Annotated in this window: 21 protein-coding genes and 1 pseudogene; 18 read left to right on the forward strand and 4 right to left on the reverse strand. The window is 57.8% G+C overall.

From position 1 onward, the window contains the following. Positions 1-51: 51 nt before the first annotated feature. Both HFD97_RS22240 and HFD97_RS03625 read left to right on the forward strand, forming a co-directional pair. Positions 52-246, forward strand: a pseudogene (locus HFD97_RS22240) (phosphatase); the annotation flags it as partial. A gap of 28 nt (positions 247-274) precedes the next feature. Further along, complete coding sequence (locus tag HFD97_RS03625) at positions 275-841, forward strand: molecular chaperone (RefSeq protein ID WP_150029654.1); 567 nt, start codon at positions 275-277, stop codon at positions 839-841. Between the two features lies 1 nt (position 842). On the opposite strand, the gene HFD97_RS03630 is transcribed toward HFD97_RS03625, so the two are convergent. After that, positions 843-2,222: a CoA transferase gene (locus HFD97_RS03630; RefSeq protein WP_150029653.1), complete on the reverse strand. Its 1,380-nt coding sequence runs from the start codon at positions 2,220-2,222 to the stop codon at positions 843-845. A 43-nt stretch (positions 2,223-2,265) separates the two neighbouring features. Further along, positions 2,266-3,150, reverse strand: coding sequence for a DMT family transporter (locus HFD97_RS03635; protein WP_046101638.1), 885 nt, complete (start codon positions 3,148-3,150; stop codon positions 2,266-2,268). Between the two features lie 163 nt (positions 3,151-3,313). Between HFD97_RS03635 and HFD97_RS03640 the strand changes: the two genes are divergently transcribed. After that, entirely contained in the window at positions 3,314-4,036 is a 723-nt protein-coding gene (locus HFD97_RS03640; RefSeq protein WP_167430993.1) for a glutamine amidotransferase, read from the forward strand. On the opposite strand, the gene HFD97_RS03645 is transcribed toward HFD97_RS03640, so the two are convergent. Further along, positions 4,024-4,587: a class I SAM-dependent methyltransferase gene (locus tag HFD97_RS03645; protein ID WP_009090764.1), complete on the reverse strand. Its 564-nt coding sequence runs from the start codon at positions 4,585-4,587 to the stop codon at positions 4,024-4,026. The genes HFD97_RS03640 and HFD97_RS03645 overlap by 13 nt on opposite strands. Before the next feature lie 232 nt (positions 4,588-4,819). Between HFD97_RS03645 and HFD97_RS03650 the strand changes: the two genes are divergently transcribed. The 10 genes from HFD97_RS03650 (at position 4,820) to tssC (ending at position 18,627) form a co-directional block, all read left to right on the forward strand. Continuing rightward, a complete protein-coding gene (locus HFD97_RS03650; protein ID WP_150029650.1) occupies positions 4,820-6,340 on the forward strand; it encodes an aldehyde dehydrogenase family protein in 1,521 nt (506 codons plus the stop codon). 1,067 nt (positions 6,341-7,407) lie between these two features. Next, complete coding sequence (locus tag HFD97_RS03655; RefSeq protein WP_150029649.1) at positions 7,408-8,001, forward strand: SH3 domain-containing protein; 594 nt, start codon at positions 7,408-7,410, stop codon at positions 7,999-8,001. Between the two features lie 23 nt (positions 8,002-8,024). Next, positions 8,025-8,519: a type VI secretion system lipoprotein TssJ gene (tssJ, locus tag HFD97_RS03660; RefSeq protein ID WP_150029648.1), complete on the forward strand. Its 495-nt coding sequence runs from the start codon at positions 8,025-8,027 to the stop codon at positions 8,517-8,519. Between the two features lie 5 nt (positions 8,520-8,524). Then, on the forward strand, positions 8,525-9,865 hold the full coding sequence (gene tssK / locus HFD97_RS03665; protein ID WP_167431227.1) for a type VI secretion system baseplate subunit TssK: 1,341 nt from the start codon (positions 8,525-8,527) through the stop codon (positions 9,863-9,865). Between the two features lie 17 nt (positions 9,866-9,882). Next, positions 9,883-11,121 (forward strand): DotU family type VI secretion system protein, encoded by a 1,239-nt coding sequence (locus tag HFD97_RS03670; RefSeq protein ID WP_046101641.1) that lies wholly within the window; start codon positions 9,883-9,885, stop codon positions 11,119-11,121. A gap of 3 nt (positions 11,122-11,124) precedes the next feature. Further along, positions 11,125-14,754, forward strand: a complete 3,630-nt coding sequence (gene tssM / locus HFD97_RS03675; protein ID WP_167430992.1) for a type VI secretion system membrane subunit TssM — start codon at positions 11,125-11,127, stop codon at positions 14,752-14,754. A 14-nt stretch (positions 14,755-14,768) separates the two neighbouring features. Beyond that, positions 14,769-15,485, forward strand: coding sequence for a type VI secretion system-associated protein TagF (tagF, locus tag HFD97_RS03680; RefSeq protein ID WP_009090756.1), 717 nt, complete (start codon positions 14,769-14,771; stop codon positions 15,483-15,485). A 10-nt stretch (positions 15,486-15,495) separates the two neighbouring features. Next, positions 15,496-16,518 (forward strand): type VI secretion system protein TssA, encoded by a 1,023-nt coding sequence (gene tssA / locus HFD97_RS03685; RefSeq protein WP_140028372.1) that lies wholly within the window; start codon positions 15,496-15,498, stop codon positions 16,516-16,518. Between the two features lie 79 nt (positions 16,519-16,597). Next, positions 16,598-17,131, forward strand: coding sequence for a type VI secretion system contractile sheath small subunit (tssB, locus tag HFD97_RS03690; RefSeq protein ID WP_009090754.1), 534 nt, complete (start codon positions 16,598-16,600; stop codon positions 17,129-17,131). After that, a complete protein-coding gene (tssC, locus tag HFD97_RS03695; protein ID WP_140924263.1) occupies positions 17,128-18,627 on the forward strand; it encodes a type VI secretion system contractile sheath large subunit in 1,500 nt (499 codons plus the stop codon). The genes tssB and tssC overlap by 4 nt, the downstream gene beginning before the upstream one ends. 101 nt (positions 18,628-18,728) lie before the next feature. On the opposite strand, the gene HFD97_RS03700 is transcribed toward tssC, so the two are convergent. Next, the gene (locus HFD97_RS03700) at positions 18,729-18,968 is read right to left on the reverse strand and encodes a hypothetical protein (protein WP_185155335.1); all 240 of its coding nucleotides are present in this window, start codon (positions 18,966-18,968) and stop codon (positions 18,729-18,731) included. Positions 18,969-19,090: 122 nt separating this feature from the next. Here HFD97_RS03700 and HFD97_RS03705 point away from each other — a divergent pair, with 122 nt between their 5' ends. From HFD97_RS03705 to HFD97_RS03720, 5 genes are all read left to right on the forward strand, one after another. Then, complete coding sequence (locus HFD97_RS03705) at positions 19,091-19,276, forward strand: hypothetical protein (protein ID WP_167430990.1); 186 nt, start codon at positions 19,091-19,093, stop codon at positions 19,274-19,276. A 13-nt stretch (positions 19,277-19,289) separates the two neighbouring features. Next, positions 19,290-19,772, forward strand: coding sequence for a type VI secretion system tube protein Hcp (locus HFD97_RS03710; RefSeq protein WP_009090751.1), 483 nt, complete (start codon positions 19,290-19,292; stop codon positions 19,770-19,772). Between the two features lie 74 nt (positions 19,773-19,846). Then, positions 19,847-19,996 carry a hypothetical protein gene (locus tag HFD97_RS22245; protein ID WP_244319724.1) on the forward strand — a complete coding sequence of 50 codons (150 nt, stop codon included), beginning with the start codon at positions 19,847-19,849 and terminating at the stop codon, positions 19,994-19,996. A gap of 54 nt (positions 19,997-20,050) precedes the next feature. Further along, a complete protein-coding gene (locus HFD97_RS03715; protein ID WP_244319723.1) occupies positions 20,051-20,839 on the forward strand; it encodes a hypothetical protein in 789 nt (262 codons plus the stop codon). Next, entirely contained in the window at positions 20,836-21,249 is a 414-nt protein-coding gene (locus HFD97_RS03720) for a hypothetical protein (RefSeq protein WP_167430989.1), read from the forward strand. Before HFD97_RS03715 ends, HFD97_RS03720 begins: the two co-directional genes overlap by 4 nt. Positions 21,250-21,272 lie beyond the last annotated feature (23 nt).

Here is a 21,272-nt window from a genome sequence, read left to right on the forward strand (position 1 = left end):
CAGTGCATAGCTATTTCCCTCTCCTGAACACCCTGTGAGATAGTCTCTTATAATGCCGGTGGATGGCTGGCGTTTGGCTCCGATTCCCACACTGCATTTACGCTGGGCCATTTTGAACACTGCCTGCGCATCGCCCGTAAAGTGGATTTTCCGGAGGATCGGGTGTTAAATGTCACGCCGCGCCGCCAGCTCGACTTTCTGGAGCAGCGCAGCGGCAAACATATTGCTGAACTGGCTGACTTTTAACTTACTTTGCCTCAAGGAAATCTGACTCATGAATGAGTTTTCCATTCTGTGCCGCGTGATCGGCTCTCTGTTTAATCGTCAGCCGCAGGACCCGCTGCTGGTCCCGCTGTTTACCCTGCTACGCGAGGGTAAGCTGCAGTCACAGTGGCCGCTGGAGCAGGATGAGCTGCTGACCCGTCTGCAACAGAACAGCGATCCTCAGGCGCTGGCCGCTGATTACAACGCGCTGTTTGTTGGCAGCGACTGTAACGTGTCGCCTTACGCTTCACAGTGGCCTGAAGGCAAAACCGAGCCGGAAGTGCGGGCGTTTCTCTCCTCGCGCGGTATGCCACTGAGCGATGCGCCCGCGGATCACTTTGGTGTTCTGCTGCTCTCTGCGTCATGGCTGGAAGATCAGTCGGCGGAAGATGAGAGCGCGGCACAGCTGGCGCTGTTCGAAGAGTATCTGCTGCCGTGGTGCGGGGCTTTCCTGGGCAAAGTGGAAGCGCATGCCACCACCGCGTTTTACCGCACGCTGGCGATGCTGAGCCGCGAAGCCATTCAGGTGATGTACAACGAGCTGCTTGAGAGTAACGAACAGCAGCCCGACGCCTGAGTCACCACGCCGCCGGGTGCGTACCCGGCACACACCCCGGCGTTGCGCAGAACTGTGGCGTGCCGGGCAGCCAGGCGGCGGCGCGCAGCCGGACGCCAATCCCCCATGGCGTCAGCTCCAGGAAGGGCAGGTTGTCCTTCACCTGAGGCACAATGCCCGAGCCGGTGTGCTGGCCTGCGGCATGCTGCTGCAACAGCCATGCGGTGCGCGCCAGTGACAGCCGGACCTGGCTGCCGTGCCCCCCGGTAAGACGCCGCCGTAATCCCTCCAGCACCGCGGCCGCCAGCAGATAGCCGGTGGCATGATCCAGCGCTTGGACCGGCAGCGGGCACGGTTTATCGCTCTGCTGCCACTGCATGCCCCGTTCGGCAATGCCGCAGCCCATCTGCACCAGACTGTCGAAACCGCGCCGGTTGCGCCACGGCCCCTGCCAGCCCCAGGCATTCAGGCTGGCATCGACCAGGCCCGGTGAGAGTGACTGGCGGGTTTCGGCGTCAAAACCGAGCCGCTCCAGCGCATCGGCCCGATAGCCATGTACCAGAACATCGGCGTCCCGCAGCAGGCGGATAAACCGGTCGCGATCGACCGGCTGTGTCAGGTCGAGCACCGCACGTCGCTTGCCGCAGCTCATCTCCTCATCCAGCGTCGGCTCCGCCCAGCCGGGCGGATCGATGCGCAGTACCGTGGCACCCAGGCTGGCAAGAAAGCGGGTGGCGACGGGGCCGGCAATAATCCGCGTCAGATCCAGCACCCTGATCCCCTGTAACGGACGCGCCTCAGCCAGCGGCCACGCGGGCGCGGGCGCTGCAGCCGTCATGTGCCAGTCAAACAGCGGCTCGTGCTGCACCGCCTGACCCTGGGGATGCTGCTGCCAGGCTTCAGCGCTGCGCATTTTGGCGGCACAGCCTCCCGCATCAATAATTGCCTGCTCCAGTTCGCTGGCCTGCCACTGCTCAACCTGCTGCGCCAGCGCCGGGCGATCGGCGTGGGTGCCCAGTACCTGCTCCATCGCCAGCCGGTGATGAGCCGCGTTGGTATGCAGGCGGATCCAGCCGTCGCGACTGCGGTAGTCTCCGGCAAAAGCATCCCACATTGCCGGGGCCGGGCGGTTTAACGGATGAAAGCTCTGCTGGAACCAGCGTGACGCCTGCCTGACGTTGACGGTAACAGGTGGGGAGGGATAAGTCGGGCGGGCGGTGGCGAGAAGCGCCGCCACCGCCTGGGTTGCCAGACCCAGGCTGGTGGCCGCCAGTTCACTGACGGCAAACGCGGATGAGAATGTTGAACGATCAATAAAAGCGGGGAGAGGCCAGACGTTATCGCTGCCTTGCAATCCCTGCACCATCTGTTGCCAGAGTGAGGCGGTGCGCGCTGAATCCATGTTGTGCTCCCTGAGTACGTTTTCTCAAGCATAGCACGCCGGATCAACGCCGCCGCAGGCGCGGGAAGCGGGCGTGCATGCGCAGGTTACGCAGGTTAAGCACGGCGATGGCCGTGCCAAGGATCACCAGCGAGGCACCGATAATCTTAAAGCGGTTGAGACTGTCCCCCAGTACGACGATGCCCATCAGCACCGACAACACCGGCGTCAGCAGGGAGTAGGGCATGATCAGGTTGACGTTATATTTTTTCAGCAGCACATACCAGAGCGTGTAGGCAATAATTGACGAGGCGATGGCGCTGTAAAGAATGGCGAACCAGCCGTGCCAGCCTGCATGTTCGAGGGCGTAAAGCTGATTCGACTCCATCACCAGGCTGGAGGCACCGACAATCGGCATCGCCAGAAAGGCAATCCAGCCGGTCATGGTCAGTGGCTTAATCGGCGGCGACTTCTTCACAATCAGGTTACTGACAGCCCAGCCGGTGGCGCTGCACAACAGCAGGCAGAGCACCCACCACGACGGAATCGTCGGGCTGCCTGACAGCACCACCACACCGCTCAGCGAGATCATAATGCCCATCAGCTGCACCAGCTTCAGCTTCTCTTTCAGCACCAGCATCGCCAGCAGCATGGCAATCGGCGTGCCCAGTTGCACCACAATCGCGCCGGTGCCGGCATCGGTGTAGCGCAGGCCGACGAACAGCAGCGAGAAGTGCATAAACCCGAATGTGAAAGCCAGCAGCAGCAGCCAGGGCAGTTGCTTACGTTCAATACGGCAAAACGGCACCAGCACCACGGCGACGACCAGAAAACGCATAAAGGTCAGAAACAGGGGCGGCAGCTCCAGCAGGCCCCATTTCACCGCCACATTGTTGAAGGCCCAGACAGAGACCACCATCAGAATCAGAAAAAAATGCCGCACAGCCACGATAATATCCTTTCGATGTTTTTTGCTTAGCCCGCTAATGATGGCACGAACTGCGGCATTCCAGCCAATGCCGGAAAAAATTTTCTGCGCGCAGCGGTGAGACTTTCGGACGTGATGCTGGCAGACTGATTTGACACGACTTCTGAAAAGGACCCAATTCGGTATGACCCAGACGCCCGCTTTACCCCTTGCCCTGATTCAGCTTGAAGTCCCGCCCGCTAACGTTGTTTCGCAGATTGGTGAACAGCCACGCTGGTTTATCGACGCCCTCGACCTGCAACCCCATGAGTACCTGATTGTGCGGCCCCATCTCGGTGAAGCGTTACCGGCTTTTGATGAAATTTCCGGGGCGATCCTCAGCGGCTCCTGGGCGATGGTCACCGATCATGAGGAGTGGAGTGAGCGCAGTGCGGCCTGGGTCCGGGCAGCCATTGAGCAGGAGCTGCCGCTGCTGGGTGTCTGCTATGGTCACCAGCTGATGGCGTATGCGCTGGGTGGCGAGGTGGCGGATAATCCGCATGGCTGGGAACGCGGCCTGCTCCCAATCCGCTGCAGCGCTCAGGCGCAGCGCGATCCGCTGCTGCAGGGTCTGCCAGCCGGGTTCAGCGTCTGGCTGTCACACCGGCAGTCGGTCATCACTCCGCCGCCTCAGGCGCAGGTGCTGGCGGCATCGGCGCAGGATGGCTGCCAGATTGTGCGTTACGCCCCGCAGGCGCTGTCGGTGCAGTTTCATCCCGAATTTTCACGGCACATTATGGACGTCTGTCTGCCGAAAGGGCTGTCTGATGGCGGGGACGTTATCGAGGGGAAAGACTGGGCGCGTGCCTTGCTGGTGGAGTTCTGGCAACAGACGCGCCCGGCCGCAGCGCAGGCTCAGGGCGCGTAGTGACGCCGGCAGCGATAAACCCAGGCGGGTGGCACATTTTTCAGCACCCGCTCACGTTCCCAGGTGAAGTAACGCGACAGGTCGGGCTGGGTCAGTGAGGTGTACTGAAACTGCACGAAGATCCCATCCGGCCCTAGGGCATTAAACACCGCCCGCAGGATCGCTTCGCGCAGAGCGGGCGGTAAGGACAGCAGTGGCAGGCCGGAGAAGATCGCATCATATTCCCCGTTCAGGTACTCCGCGGAGCAGGTGCGCACGGTCATGCGCGTGTCGTCCAGCGCGCTGAGCTGGTCGGCCAGCGCAGCGCTGATCTCAAAAGCATCCAGCGTGGCGTCAGGGGACATCTCTGCCAGTATCCGCCGTGTCAGGACGCCATCGCCCGCGCCCAGCTCGGCAATCCGTAACGTTTCAGGCCACGCCACCGAGGCAATCATGGTGCGGCATAACGCCTCTGAGGATGGCGTTATGCTGCCCATCATGCGCGGATTGCGGATAAACTGATGCACGAAATTGGCTTTAGCGCGCATCTGGGTAAAAGCCGAAGCCAGCATGCTTATCTCCCGAATGAATTCATCCTCTCGTTGACCCCTTTGTGACGCACTAGTTTCTTATTTGCCAGCCTTTCCGAAAAAAGTCGGAATTTTCTATAAACGAAGCGGAAGCGACGATTCCTTCGGCGCGGTCACAGTTTCCGGTCATCGGAACTGACAGGCTGGCGATGATCATTCATGTTAATAATAAGTTTCGTCATTGTTACATCAGTCACCTGTCAGGAGAATGACCATGCGTTATGCCGCCCCGGGAGAACAGGGTTCTCTGATCACGTTACAAAAGAATTATGGCAACTTTATTAATGGTGAATTCGTCGCGCCGGTGAACGGCAACTACTTCACCAATACCTCGCCGGTAAACGGGTCTGAGGCCGGTGAGTTCCCGCGCTCAGACGTGGCTGATGTGGATAATGCGGTGGCAGCGGCCGCGGCGGCCGCAGAAGCCTGGGGCAAAACCTCTCCGCAGCAACGCGCGCTGCTGCTGCTGAAAATTGCCGATCGGCTTGAAGCGAATCTGGAGACGATGGCGGTTTATGAAACCTGGGATAACGGTAAGCCCGTGCGCGAAACGCTGGCGGCGGATCTGCCCCTCGCTGTCGACCACTTCCGTTATTTTGCCGGCTGCGTCCGGGCGCAGGAGGGCAGTGCGGCGGAGATCGATGAGTTCACCGCCGCCTACCATTTCCATGAGCCGCTGGGCGTGGTGGCGCAGATTATCCCGTGGAACTTCCCGCTGTTAATGGCGGCCTGGAAACTGGCCCCGGCGCTGGGCGCAGGGAACTGTGTGGTGCTGAAACCGGCGGAACAGACGCCGCTGTCGATCACCGTGTTTGTCGATCTGATCAAAGACCTGCTGCCGCCGGGGGTGCTGAACGTGGTGCACGGGTTTGGTAAAGAGGCGGGTGAGGCGCTGGCGTCCCACGCCGGCATTGCCAAAGTTGCCTTTACCGGTTCAACCGCCACCGGCGGTCATATTCTGGAGCTGGCGGCGAAGAGCCTGATCCCCTCTACAGTCGAACTGGGGGGGAAATCTCCCAATATCTTCTTTGAAGATATCATGCAGGCGGAAGAGAGCTTTATTGAGAAAGCAGCCGAAGGCGTGGTGCTGGGCTTCCTGAACCAGGGCGAAGTCTGTACCTGTCCGTCACGGGCGCTGGTGCAGGAGTCGATATATGAGCCGTTCATGGCGGCCGTCATGAAGCGGGTGAAAACCATCAAACGGGGCGATCCGCTGGATACAGAGACGATGGTGGGAGCCCAGGCGTCACAGCAGCAGTTTGATAAAATCCTCTCCTATCTGGACGTGGCCCGGCAGGAGGGCGCGGAGGTGCTGGTGGGCGGAGGCGTCGAGAAACTGGATGATTCCCTCAACAGTGGCTACTACATTCAGCCGACCCTGCTGAAAGGCAACAACAGCATGCGCGTATTCCAGGAGGAGATCTTTGGCCCGGTTATCGGCATCACCACCTTTAAGGATGAAGCTGAAGCCGTCCGCATCGCCAACGACTCCATCTATGGGCTGGGGGCAGGCGTCTGGACCCGCGATATCAACCGCGCTTATCGGGTCGGCCGGGCAATCAAAGCCGGACGCGTCTGGACAAACTGCTATCACCTCTATCCGGCGCACGCGGCCTTTGGTGGCTATAAGAAATCGGGGATTGGGCGTGAGACCCACAAAATGATGCTGGATCACTATCAGCAGACCAAAAACCTGCTGGTCAGCTACAGTATCGAACCGCTCGGTTTTTTCTGAACCTGACGCGGGGAGCCGCTGCCTGCGGCTCTCATTCCTCTCCGCTATCACCGCTGAACAACGCTACGGCGTGGTTTTTGTACGATTAGAGGATGTAATGTACCGGGTGATTTTTGCCTTCGGGAACCGTCAGACGGTCCGGTAAAGAACAATTAATCAGTCTGTTAAAAAATTTAGCATGTTTATTTAACGTTTCGCTTACTTTCCCCTCCCCACGCCAGGTGCCTGGCTGCGGCCAGGCACTACATCAATATATTAACGTATTGATAAACTGGCATTTATACGAATCCTCCTTTGCGAACCGACGCCCGATGCCTCTCTGCTTCCGGGGCACGAATCATTCTGATCTTTCCTTAATAGCGCCACTCATTACATGAGATGTATTAATGCTGATTTCAGCCCTGTCATATTTTTGAGTAAAAATACTTCATATTAACGCAACTTGTTAAGATTACTCCTATGTAGATGGTTAAAAGTGAGGCAGATTTGTATTAACAAAATTAGTTAATGAAATCTGATGTTTTTTGCACCAAAACCGTGCCGTTGAATTTTCGTCAGTCTTATGTAAACTTGCAGCTAATATTTACAAATGGATTTTGGTTTCAGGCTCACGGGCAGGATTTTCCTGACTCGTGCGGTAGCTATGAGAGATCATGGATTGATAAAGTGTTTAAAATGAACAACTAACAGCGGTCAGGGAAGGGTGGCTGGTGCGGTCTGCTTAAACTTTCAGCGACGTCTGAATTGTCAACGCGAAAGTTTTTCTGTCATGGATGGCTTAAGTAATCTCTGGATTTACCCTGCCTCAGGAATTTTGTCGGAAAGAAATAGATCAACAATTTGATCATTTACATTCAGGCGTAATTTCTTCCCGTCTCTGCCTTAGCCTGCCGAAGTCGCTTTTCATACTTAATCTTTGTTGATCGTTTTTCAGCAGTGCAGACGCTAATTCAGCGCAATCTGCTTAATGATTGCTTTTTGGTCTGGTACTAATCAGCGGCCAGACATTTAACACCCTCCGATTTTCATTACTGACACCCGGCCCCTGGCCACTCTTCTAGGTACGAATGGAACACAACATGAAAAATATGGTGAAGCTCCGCATTGCATTAGGCCTGATGGTTGTTTTCTCTCTTGCGGGCTGTAAAACGCCCCCAAAAATGACGGATGACACGCTGGTGACCAGCACAGTCGATGGCGTGGCGATCAGCCACCGCTATGCGATTAAACCGCCAGCCCAGTTCACGCCGGTGAATCAGCCTTACCGTGCGCTCTATCCTGCCTCGGTAATGAGCCAGCCCAGCTTTGGCGGCAAAGTGGTTGAGACCCTGAAAAGCGGTGACAGCTACACCGTCATTGGTCAGGTAGAGAACAACTGGCTGGCGCTGGGTGAACCGGCTCAGGCCGCTGCGGAACCGGAAAAGGATGCCGCCAGCGCGAAAGAGGCGACGCCATCGGCTGCGCCACAGGCCTCCGTTAAGCTGGCAGGGTATGTGCCGTTCCGCGCCGTCGTGAAAAGCGAGCTTTACGATCAGACCGTGAAAGCCGATCAGCCAAAACGCCGTGCACGCAGCAGCAGCAAGAAGAAGACCTGCGTCGCGGTCAACGGTGACAGCACTGCCTGCCAGAACAGCAGCAGCGGAACCTGGATCATTAACTAATCGCACTGAGCAGGGAGGGCAGGATGATGATGACACGACAACTGTGCGCGGCGCTGATTGGCGTGATGGCCTGGCTGCTGGCAGGCTGCAGCAGCAGTACGCCGCCGGTGGCCTACTACAACCTGGATGTGCAGGCGCAGAACCAGGTTAACGGCGGTGCGCCGCTGAAAGTGCGGGTCATGTTACTGACCTCCGACGCGGATTTCATGTCGGCCGATTTCTACTCCCTGCAAAACCAGCCGGCGACCGCGCTGGGTAGTGCGCAACTGAATACGCAACAGTTCTTCCTGACGCCGGACCAGCGCAGCAAAACGCTGCGCATCCGGAGTCTGCCCGAGGCGCGCTTCATCGGCATCATGGCGGAATACCAGGCGCTGGATGGCAAAGTCTGGCGGCTGTCGCTGCCGGTCCCGGAAGGCGATGCCCCCGCATTCTGGGCGTTCTGGAAACGTAACGATGGCGAGCTGAATGCCCGCATCGTCGCGGGCGTTAACGGCCTACGAGTGGAAAAACAGTGATGCCTATGAACAGAGCCGAAAAGGTGGTCTGGACGGAGGGGATGTTTCTGCGTCCTCACCATTTCCAGCAGTCAGAAAATTATCTTCTCAGTACCCTGCGTGAATGGGGTCAGTCCCAGCGCCCCTTCACCTGGGGTTTTTACGATCTGGAGTTTGATGAGGCGCTGATGCGTCAGGGCAAACTGGCTCTGAGTGCCGCCAGCGGCTGCCTGCCGGACGGCACTTTCTTTGCGTTCAGTCAGCCCAGGCATGGCCCGGCACCGCTCGATCTGCCTGCCACAATTGACCGCAGCAAGGTCGTGCTGGCGATACCGGCCCGCCGCAACGGACGTGAGGCGGTTGCCTTCCAGGAGTCTCAGGGTTCTCTGGCGCGCTATCTGGCCTGGGAAGCGGAAGTGGAAGATGACAACGCTCAGGCGGTGGGCAGCGCGACCGTGCAGTTTGGCAAACTGCGCCTGCGTCTGATGCTGGAGCAGGACCTGACCGCTGAGTGGACCGCAATGGGCGTAGCGCAGGTGATTGAAAAACGCAGCGACAACCATATCCGGCTCGACAGCGACTACATTCCACCGATGCTGACCCTCAACAGCAGCCGTCCGCTGCAGAACATGTTCAACGATCTGCACGGGCTGATCCAGCAACGCAGCCAGCAGCTGAGCCAGCGGGCGCCCGGCACAGGCCGCTTCAACAGCGCCGATATGGTCGATTTTATGCTGCTGGCGCTGCTCAATCGTCAGCTTGGCCTGCACAGCCATCTGCAGCATCTGCCGCTGCTTCATCCGGAGACGCTTTACAGCCACTGGGTGCAACTGGCGGCAGAACTCAGCACCTGGACGCCCGCCCGCGCCCCGGACGGGCTGCCGCTTTACGATCATGACGATCTGCAGGGCTGCTTCAGCCGCCTGTCACTGCTGCTGCGTCAGGGGCTGTCACAGGTGATGGAGGAGAGCGCCATTCAGCTGCCGCTGATCCAGCGCTCACACGGCCTCAATGTCGCGACCGTGCCGGAAAGCAGCATGGTGCATGAGTTTGGCTTTGTGCTGGCGGTTAAAGCCAGCGTCCCCGCCGACACCCTGCAGACTCACTTCCCGGCGCAGATGAAAGTCGCGCCGGTCAGCAAAATCCGCGATCTGGTGCAGCTGCAGCTGCCGGGTCTGGCCCTGAGGGCAATGCCCGGTGCGCCGCCGCAGATCCCGTGGCATGCCGGTTACAACTATTTCGAACTGGATAAGAACAGCGAGCTATGGAAAGAGATGGAGCGCTCAGGCGCTTTTGCGCTGCACCTTGCCGGTGAGTTTCCGGGCCTGAACATGGAGTTCTGGGCCATCCGCAGTCAGTCAGAATAATAAACTGAGCACGCAGCATGATGCAGGAACACGAAAAATCACACAGCGACATTGCGCCGGATGCCAGCCATCAGAATGTGCTGGTCGCGGCGGCGAATCCCCTGATTAATGCCATTCCCCAGATCCGACATTCCGTCACCCATGACGATCCGGCCCAACTGCGCCAGCAGCTGATCGACCAGATCCGGCGCTTTGAACTGAGCTGCCAGCAGTCGGGGCTCGGCTATGAAGTGATTATCGGCGCGCGTTACTGCCTCTGCACGGCGCTGGATGAGGCGGCGGCGCTGACCCCCTGGGGCAGTCGCGGCGTCTGGACCAGCAACGGTCTGCTGGTCACCTTTCACAACGAAACCTGGGGCGGCGAAAAGTTTTTCCAGCTGCTGGCGAAGCTGTCACAGAACCCGCGTCGTCACATTCTGATGCTGGAACTGATCTACTTCTGTCTGGTGCTGGGATTCGAAGGGCGCTATCGGGTGCTGGACAACGGCCGTTCGCAGCTGGAGACCATCAAACAGCGGCTGCTGCAGATGATTAAAAGCGTGCGCGGCAGTTACGCGGCGGCGCTGTCACCGCACCCGACCGATCAGCCGGTACTGCGCAAACTCTGGCGGCCGATGATTCCGCTGTGGGCCTGCGCGGCCGTGGCGGGGCTGGCTGCCTGCCTGTTTTATATCGTGCTCAACTGGCGTCTGGGCGATTACACCTCGCCGGTGCTGGCGCGTATCTACCAGACGGCCCTGCCGGAAGTGAAGATCGGTAATCCGGCGCCGCCTCCGCCTGCCACGCTGAACCTGCGCGCCTTCCTGAAACCGGAAATTGATGCCGGGCTGGTGGCGGTGCGCGACGAAGCGGACCGCAGCGTCGTGACGCTGAAAGGGGACGGGCTGTTTGCATCGGCGGCCACCGAGGTGCGCGGACGTTATACCGACGTCATCCGGCGTATCGCCGCCGCCATGAATAACGTCAGCGGCCAGATTCAGGTGATTGGCTACAGCGACAACGTGCCGATTCGCAGTGCGCGCTTCGCTTCCAACTTTGAACTCTCTCTGGCGCGTGCCGAGTCGGTGCAGAGCCTGCTGCAACAGCAGCTGGCGCAGCCTTCACGGGTGAAAGCGGAAGGGCGCGGTGAAAGCAATCCGCTGGTGCCAAACACCAGTGCAGAAAATCGTGCACGTAACCGTCGGGTTGAAATCACGCTGCTGGTAGCACCGGATGCGACCCATGCCGAACTTAACGGCTTGGCGAGAGGGAACTGATCCATGCTGAATATCCTGTTTGCGGTACTGACCAGCCGCCTTGCGTGGGGCTTTGTCGGCATCACCGCGCTCTCTTTTATCATCTGGGTCATCGGCCCGGTCTTCTCTATCGTGGATTCGCGTCCGCTTGAGCCGGAGCAGAATCGCATCATCAGTATTGCGCTGCTCTATCTGGTGTGGGGCCTGGGGCAGGCGATCCCGCGGTTCTATAACTTCTGGCTTAACCGCAAGCTGATGTCGAGCCTGGAAACCGGCAAGAGTGACGCCCCGGAAGCGGACCGGCAGCGGCTGACCAGCGAAGAGCAGGTGCTGGCAGGGCGCTTCTCAGAAGCCACAGAGATGCTGAAAAAGGCGCACTTCCAGCGTCACAGCAGCAAAGGGACACCGTTCTGGGCGCAGCGCTTTGGCCGCCAGTATCTCTACCAGCTGCCGTGGTACATGATTATCGGCGCACCCGGTGCCGGTAAAACCACCGCGCTGGTCAACTCCGGCCTGCAGTTTCCGCTGGCGGATAAGTTCGGGAAGTCGGCGCTGCGCGGGATTGGCGGCACACGCAACTGCGACTGGTGGTTTACCAATGAAGCTGTTCTGCTCGACACGGCGGGGCGCTACAGCACCCAGGAGAGTCAGCAGGAGCGCGACGCCAGCGAATGGCACCACTTTCTCGGACTCCTGCGCAAATATCGCGGACGTCAGCCGATCAATGGCGTGGTCGTCACCCTCAGCGTCTCCGATCTGCTGACCCAGTCGCCTGAAGCGCTGCGCAACCAGGCGCTCGCTTTGCGTCAGCGCCTGATGGAGCTGCATGACCGTCTCGGCATCCGCTTCCCGGTCTATGTGCTGGTGACCAAGGCGGACCTGCTCAAAGGGTTCCGCAGCTACTTTGCCGCGCTGGATAAAGCGCAGCGTGAACAGGTGTGGGGGTTCACCTTCCCGTGGGCGCAGGCCTCCGCCGCCGATTTTGAGCTGAATAACCAGTTTCAGCAGGAGTACTCCCTGCTGCAGCAGCGGCTGGAAGCGGGACTGGCGGATCGGCTGCTGACGGAGAGCGACGCGCAGGCGCGGGCCGAGAGCTATCTGTTCCCGCAGGAGTTTGCGGCACTGCGTCCGGTGCTGGCAGAGGCGCTCGACACGCTGTTTGCCCGCTCTGATTTTGAAACCCAGTTCGCCCCGCGCGGCATCTATTTTGCCAGCGGCACCCAGGAAGGTCTGCCGTTTGACCGGGTGATGGGGGAGCTGAACCGCGCACTCAATCTGCCGAACCAGCAGGCGGGTGAGTCGGGAAGCTGGGACCATGTCGATAAAGAGGCGCCGATCCCGCAGAACAAAGGGCAGAGCTTCTTCCTGAAAGGGGTGCTGGAAAATGTGATTTTCCAGGAGTCTGGCCTGGCGGGCAGCAACCGCTGGTGGGAGCTGCGCAACCGCGCCGGTCTGTGGTCGGGCTATCTGGCCCTGCTGGTGCTGTTACTGGTGGCTGGCGCGCTGTGGCTCACCAGCTACAGCAAAAACAAAGCCTATCTGCAGGAGATGGCTGCCAAAACGCCGCAGGTGGAGCAGCTGGGCGATCGGTTACAGCAGCAGGTCAATGGCGATCTGTTTGCGCTGGTGCCCTATCTCAACACCCTGTTGCACCTGCCGGAGAGCGCCGACTTCTCGCTCGACTCGCCACCGCTGACGCGCCGGATGGGGCTCTATCGCGGCACCGAGGTCAGCGATGCAACCCGGGCGCTCTATGACAAAGCGCTGAAGCAGCTGCTGTTGCCGCAGGTGGCACAGAACATCACCCGCTGGCTGCGCAATGACAATGGCAGCGACGCTGACTACAGCTATGAGGCGCTGAAGGCGTATCAGATGCTCTACCAGCCAAAGCATTACGATGGCAAGTTCCTGCAGGCGTGGCTGATGCTTAACCTCTCCCGCGAACTGCCGCAGAACGTCACCCAGCAGCAGGTCAAACAGCTGGCATGGCACCTGCAACAGTTGCTGGAGACGCAGATCCAGTCGTCGCCTTACGCGAAGGATGAGGCGCTGGTCAGGCGCGAACAGACGCTGATTAACCAGATGCCGCTCTCACAGCGGGTCTATGGCCGACTGAAGCGGCTGCTGCAGCGCAACGGCACGCTACAGCCGGTCACGCTGTCGGCGCTGGGTGGGCCGCAGAGCGAGCTGGTGTTTTCACGCAAAAGCGGCAAGTCGGTCAACGACGGGGTAGAGGGGCTCTACACGCCGGACGGCTACTGGCAGCAGGTGGATAAGCAGATCGCGCCGGTGACGCAGGCGCTCTATAAGGACGATCTCTGGGTGCTGGATGGGGCCGCGCCGCAGCAGAAAAGTGAGGAGATCGACCTCGCGGTGCGCCAGCTCTATGTGCAGGACTATATCCGCCAGTGGGAGCAGTTCCTCAGCGATATCCAGCTCAACAGCAGCGCCGATCTGTCACAGCGCATCAACACGGCGCGCCTGCTCTCTGGCAATCACTCACCGCTGCGCCAGATGGTCATCAACCTCAGTAAACTGCTGACGCTGAACCGGGCACAGCCTGATGAGAAAACCGCGCAGCCGCAGCAGCCGTCAGATAACAGCGCCACCCGCACGCTGGAAGCGCTGTTTACCTCGCCCGACGCCAGCGCCGCACGGGGCCAGGCTGCCGCGCAGGCCGCACCGGAGCAGGCTGTGGCGCTGCACTTTGCGCCGATTCTGGAGCTGGCGCAGCCGTTACAGCAGGGTAGCAAGGTGCTGGCAGTCGATGATTTCCTGCACCAGATTGACGACCTTTATCGTTACCTCACGGCGGTGCAGGATGCCGCCAACAGCGGGATGCCGCCACCGGCCAGCGATGCCATCAGCCGTCTGCAGGCCAGCGCCGGTCGCCTGCCGGGGTCGCTGCAGAACATGGTTTCCAGCATGGCCGTGGGGGCCAGCAGCGATGCTCAGCGTCGCGACATGGATAACGTCCGCAAACGCATCACCATGGAGGTCGGCAGCTTCTGCCGTCAGGCGATTGCTGGTCGCTATCCGCTGGTGCGCTCTGCGCGCAGCGAGGTAACGCCCGACGACCTGGCCCGCATGTTTGCGCCAGGCAGCGGCATGATGGACAGCTTCTTCCGTGACAACCTGGCGAGCAAAGTGGACACCACCCGCGCAGCGTGGCGCTTTACGCCGGGCATCGACGGTAAAACCCTGCCAGGCGGCGAAGCCCTGCTGCGTCCCTTCCAGCAGGCGCAGTCGATTCGCGATGCCTTCTTTGCCAACGGCGCAACCACCCCAGGCTTCCGCGTGACGCTGCGCACCGTCAGGATGGACAACGATATTCTTAACCTGACGCTGGATGTGGATGGACAGATTCTGCGTTACAGCCACGGCCCGCAGGCGGTTCAGCTGGTCAGCTGGCCCGGTCCCGGCGGCACCAGCCAGGTGCGGATGCAGCTCGGTCTGACCAACGGCACCACGTCCACCCTGGTCACCAGCGGCCCGTGGGCGCTCAATCGCTTCTTCGACCGCGCCCGGGTGACCGCGGCTGGCGGACTGACCCGCGAAGCAAAGTTCAGCGTGGAAGGCCATCAGGTGACGCTGTCGTTTACCCCTGGCAGCATTCGTAACCCGTTCCAGCTTCCCGGCTTTAGCTGCCCCTGAAACAGGATCCGACAATGACTCAATACGCTGCACCCTGCTGGTACGGCAAACTGCCCAGCGCGGGTGACTTTGTAAAGCGCCGCTTCCCGGACGTGCTCTATCGCCAGTGGTCCAGCTGGTTTCAGGTGGGGCTCCACCACTGGCAGAGCAATCAGGAAGGCGATAACGCGCCTTCACGGCCGTTTCTCAATGCGCCGGTATGGAACTTTGTGGTTCCCCCGATGCTCGGCAGCCAGCTCATCCAGATGGGCTGCCTGATTGCCGCGCGTGACAGCGTGGGGCGTAACTACCCGCTCTGTGCGCTGCGTCATTTCACTCCGGCCGAGTGGTCACCCGCGCTGCTGGCGCGTTCCGGTGAGTGGTATCAGCAGGTGGGCAATACACTGCTGCGGGTGGTGCAGGGCGGCGGCTCACCGGAACAGCTGGATCAGGCGCTGCTCAGTATCCCGCAGCCGCAGCCTCCTCAGGCGTCAGACGAATCGTCAGACATTCTCAACGTGATCGGGCATGGCGATACCCCTTCGACGCTGAACTGGACGCTGCCGGGTGAGAACTTTGACCCGCAGTTCTACACCAGCTTCTGGTGGACGAACCAGAGCGACGGGTTTCCGCTTTATACCCAGGTGCACAGCGGTAACTTCACCGCCCAGCTTTTTTCCCTGCTGTTTGATCCGGCCGGTGGGGCAAAGCCGGGACGAAACGGACTTTATCCCCCGATGTTTGAATCCTGAGGCGATACGCATGACGACCAATATTGAGGCTTTGCTGGCTCCGGTCAGCGACGACAATCCCGGTGGGGATAACCTGGAGTATCACGCCGATTTTCAGGCGATGGAGCAGGCCAGCGCCGGTAAAGCGGAGCAGCAGTTCGGCAGCACGATCATTCCGGCGGAACCGGCGGACTGGAACAAAGTGGAGAGACTGGCGATCGCGCTGCTGGAACGCAGCAAAGATCTGCGGGTGATGCTGGCGCTGACTCACGCCTGGACCGAGCTGAAAGGGCTGCCGGGCTACGCACAGGGCCTGAAACTGATTGAGCAGGCTTTACTGCTTTACTGGGAGCCGCTGTGGCCGCGGCTGGAAGAGTATGGCGAACAGGATCCTTTCTACCGCATCAACGCGCTGGCGCTGCTGGGTGACAAGTCGCCCCTGAGCAGCGCGGTGCGCCAGAGCTGGCTGCTGCGCTACCCCTCAGATGGGATCACGCTGCGTGATGCCGCTGCGCTGTGCGACGGCAGCAAGACAGAGGTGGCTGATTATCCGGGTGGCCTGCCGCGTCTGATCGACGAACTGGCGCGGGGCGATCAGCCCGGCATTGAGGCGGTGCTGCAGATTCATGAGCGGCTGCAGACCATCTGCGAAACCGTGGCCGAACGGCTGGGCGACGCCGCCGTGCCGGAACTGACGCAGCTGCGCAGGCAGATTGCACTGATCGCCGAGCGCGGCGAGGCCACCGATCTCAGCGCCCTGGTCCCCACGGCAGCGGCGACGGAACAGCCGGCTGAAACCGCAGCAGCGCCTGCACCGGCGGCACCCCGTGCAGCCACTGACTGGCGCAGTGTGCAGATTGGCTCCCGCGCCGACGCTCAGCTGATGCTGGAAAAGGTAAAGCTCTATTTTACCCAGCACGAGCCGAGCCATCCGGCACCACTGATGATCGACCGGGTTCAGCGTTTAATCGAACGCGACTTTCTGGAGATCATCCGTGAACTGGCCCCTGATGGGGTGCATCAGCTGGAAACCATTTTCGGCCGTCGCGATTAAGCAGACATAACGCACTCACACAGCGGGACCTGCGCGCCTGCTGTGACACTTTATCCGCGCATCATTAATGGAGAAAACCATGGCAACAAGCAAATCCAGTGGGCAGAAGTTCATTGCCCGCAATCGCGCGCCTCGCGTTCAGATTGAATATGACGTGGAAATTTATGGCGCGGAACGCAAAATTCAGCTGCCGTTTGTGATGGGCGTGCTGGCGGATCTGGTCGGTAAACCGCTGGAGCCGCAACCGGGCATCGACGAGCGTAAATTCCTTGAGATCGACATCGATAACTTCGATGAGCGCATGAAAGCCCTGAAGCCGCGCGCCGCTTTCCAGGTGGACAACACCCTGAACGGCGAAGGCAAACTGAATATTGATCTGACCTTTGACAGCATGGATGACTTCTCGCCGGATGCCGTGGCCCGCAACGTCGAGCCGCTGAGCAAATTGCTGGAAGCGCGTACCCAGCTGGCCAACCTGCTGACCTACATGGATGGCAAAAACGGCGCGGAAGAGCTGATTGGTAAAGTGCTGCAGGACCCGACGCTGTTACAGGCCCTGACCCATCTGCCAAAGCAGGGTGACACCACTGACGCAGAGGAGCCTAAAGCATGACCCAGACTTCACAACAGCCGCAATCACAGGGCGCGGCCAGCTTCAGTCAGGACGAGTTCAGCGCGCTGCTGAACAAAGAGTTCCGGCCAAAAAGCGATCAGGCGCGCGCTGCCGTGGAAAGCGCGGTAAAAACCCTGGCGCAGCAGGCGCTGGAAAATACCGTGACCGTCTCCAGCGATGCCTATCGCACCATTCAGGCACTGATCGCGGAGATTGATGAAAAGCTGTCGCAGCAGGTGAACCAGATTATTCACCATCCGGAATTTCAGTCGCTGGAGAGTGCCTGGCGTGGCCTGAGCTACCTGGTGAACAACACCGAAACCGACGAGATGCTGAAAATCCGCTTCATGAGCATCTCCAAACAGGAGCTGGGCCGCTCCCTGAAGCGCTACAAAGGCGCTGGCTGGGACCAGAGCCCGCTGTTCAAGAAGATTTATGAGCAGGAGTATGGTCAGTTTGGCGGCGAGCCGTTTGGCTGTCTGGTAGGTGACTACTATTTCGATCACAGTCCGCAGGATGTTGAGCTGCTGGGTGAGATGGCACGTATCGGGGCGGCAGCGCACTGTCCGTTTATTACCGGTACCGCGCCGGAAGTGATGCAGATGGAGTCCTGGCAGGAGCTGGCGAATCCGCGTGACCTCTCCAAGATCTTCCAGAACACTGAATATGCCGCCTGGCGCAGTCTGCGTGAATCGGAAGATGCCCGTTATCTGGGGCTGGTCATGCCGCGCTTCCTGTCGCGTCTGCCCTACGGCATCCGCACAAACCCGGTCGACAGCTTCGATTTTGAAGAGCAGACCGATGGTTCCGATCACAGCAACTACGCGTGGAGCAATGCCGCCTACGCGATGGCAGCCAACATCAACCGTTCGTTCAAAGAGTATGGCTGGTGCACCGCGATTCGCGGCGTGGAGTCAGGCGGGGCGGTTGAAAACCTGCCGTGCCACACCTTCCCAAGTGATGACGGCGGCGTGGACATGAAGTGTCCGACCGAAATCGCCATCAGCGATCGCCGCGAAGCGGAGCTGGCGAAAAACGGCTTTATGCCGCTGGTACATCGCAAAAACTCTGATTTCGCCGCCTTTATCGGTGCGCAGTCACTGCAGAAGCCGACGGAGTATCACGATGCGGATGCCACGGCCAATGCCCGTCTGGCGGCGCGCCTGCCTTACCTGTTTGCCTGCTGCCGCTTCGCGCACTACCTGAAGTGCATCGTGCGTGACAAGATCGGCTCCTTCCGCGAGCGCGATGAGATGGAGCGCTGGCTGAACGACTGGGTGATGAACTATGTCGATGGCGATCCGGCTAACTCCTCCCAGGAGACCAAATCACGTAAGCCACTGGCGGCGGCTGAGGTCAATGTGGAAGAGCAGGAGGATAATCCAGGCTACTACGCCGCGAAGTTCTTCCTGCGTCCGCACTACCAGCTGGAAGGACTGACGGTGTCACTGCGTCTGGTTTCTAAGCTGCCGTCACTGAAAAATGACAACGCCTAAAGGGTGAGAAGGGGCGTGATGCTGGAGTCTGAATCCGCATCGCGCGCTTCCCTGCTGATGAGGCTATTAACCGGATGTTTGCCTGAGCCTGGTGTGCAATGCTATGCCCGGTCTTTTTCAGACTGAGTGCGTTTGCGTACGCTTTTCACCAGTATAAAAGTCACCGCGACACAAACTGCGATGAAAACGGCTTTACCGGCAATCAATCCGAGTGAATAGGCATTGAAATGCTCATAGCGAGAAATGAGATATATCGACCCGACAAGTTCAGTGATCGAATAAAGTGAAAGTAGTGACATTAATATGGCCAGGAAAAGTAAGATGATTTTCTTCACGCTCATTCCTTTTTTGAGCAATTGACAGGCCCGCTACTATAAACTTTGCATGATATTACTGTCTACAGAATGGCCGGCTGCAATCTCAGGCGAATGGAAGAACATTAATTCGCATGTCAGGTTTCGCTATGAACAAGCGAGAAATAAAAGTATTTGTCCGATTTAAAAAAACGGGCAGCAAGAAGTCTGAAATAGCGTTAATGACGCTATTTCAGAAGCAAGGCAAAGGTAAAATATGGACTGTTTTATTCAGCCCCATGCTTTTCTTTTTGCCATATCCTTGCTTTTTTGAAAGCAATAATCTCAACCAATAAAGAGTGAAAGATAATGGCTATTGATATGTTTATGAAGGTTGACGGTGTCACCGGCGAGTCTAAAGACTCTAACCACACTGGCTGGACCGATATTACCTCTTTCTCATGGGGTGCCTCTCAGCCAGGCAACATGTCTGTTGGCGGCGGCGGCGGTGCCGGTAAAGTTAACTTTAACGACCTGCACGTTAACGCCCTGATCGACAAATCGACCACGGCACTGCTGAAGAACTGTGCCAGCGGTAAGCACCTCGCTAAAGTTGAACTCTCTATCTGTAAAGCGGGTGGGACTCAGGTTGAGTATGCACGCATTACTCTGGAAGATGTGCTGGTGACCACCGTTAATTACAACGGTTCTGACAACGGCGATACGCTGGGCATGACTTACTCCTTCCAGGCTTCTAAAGTGAAGCAGCAATACTGGGAGCAGAGTGCTTCCGGCGGCAAGGGCGCAGAAAGCAGCGCAGGCTGGGACATTAAAGGCAACAAAGAAGCGTAATCAGGTACGCCCCTGGCAGGGGCGTATTTTAAAAGCAGGAACTGACATGCGTTTAATAGCAAAAGGAGATTGTGATGGCTGAAAAAAATTCAATTGAACCGGGGTTTTGTGTTGTCCAGCGTCCGGGAAGGCTGACCGAGCAGGCAATGTGGCTCTATGGCACTCGAAATATGGCTGCTGCGAACTTCTTTTTGCAATTGAATGCTGATGTTGCCTGGGCTTAACCCGGCCAGATACTAATTGTTGCCGATCCCAATGGAAACAATCATCCCGCAGCAATGCGTACTCTGGATGAGGCTAAAAAAAGAACTAATGATAGTGTCACTCATCTGACAGTGGATGAGGCGGATTTTTTCAATCGTCATTATGCTTCAATTGCTGCCATAACCAACTATATGGACAAATCCTCAGGTATTATAGGTGATGCTGGAGAAAAGTATTTTAATGAAATTGGCAAAAAACTAACTGCTATCGAAAACGCATACCGTAATCAATATCTAACAGCTGGAACATTATTCGGGCAACAGTTTTTCATTGAACGCAGAAAGTTGTTTAGCGAGCTCGAAGTTTTATTAACCCGGCTTTCTCGTTTAGTATTAAAATTACAGCCTTATGAAAAAATTAAGCACGCTTTAAATCTTTCGAGTTCATCTATTCTCCATGACTGGCGAACTGCAGGAAGCACAACAATACGAGGTTATTCTACCTATGTTGATGGTGCAGCTAAGGCAGCAAAAATTATGAAAATGGGTGGATGGGTGTCAATTGGGTTTGGGGCTGTTAACACGACCAATGAGGTTTATCACGCTTGTACAGTAGACCGGCAAAACGAATGTGCTAAAGTTGCTGTAACCGAGTATGCTAAGTTTGCCAGTAGCACTGCTGCAAGTGTCTATGGAGGTTCAGTGGGAGCTGGCGTTGGGCAAGGAGTATGTCTTGCCATTGGAGTTGGCACTGGTCCAGTAGGTTTTCTCACCTGCAGTGTAGTTGGAGCAGTTATAGGTGGATATGTATCCGGGGAACTTGCAAGCTGGTTTACTGGATTTACGATGGATAGGATTTTATGAATTGGCCTTACATTTTAATTTCGGCATCAGTAATTTCTTTTCTTATCTCAATTGTTTTGCAGATTATTGGGTATGTGATATTCAGAAGGAATGCTGGGAAGTTTGATGCGTTAGTAAGCGAATTTCGTAAAAGGAAGCTGGATCTGGATATTAGCACGAACGTTAGCTATTTTTTGAGTGCGTCATTCCATCCTTTAAAGATTTCCTATTTTGCTCGCCTCTACAAAGGCGTAAAACTCCATCATAAAAGTAACAAGATGGTTAGCAAGGAATCATACGAATTTATTCAGTCATTACCTGAAGGTGAAATTATTTGGCTGGTGCGTTTGCATAGTCTGAACATGATTGCTGGAGTTATGATGATTGGTGGTGGGATAGGTTTTATTATCTGGCGTCATTTTTTCAATTGATGTTTATCTAAGTCACCTCATCT

It is taken from the genome of Pantoea sp. EKM103V, assembly GCF_011800365.1.
Classification (GTDB): domain Bacteria; phylum Pseudomonadota; class Gammaproteobacteria; order Enterobacterales; family Enterobacteriaceae; genus Pantoea; species Pantoea anthophila.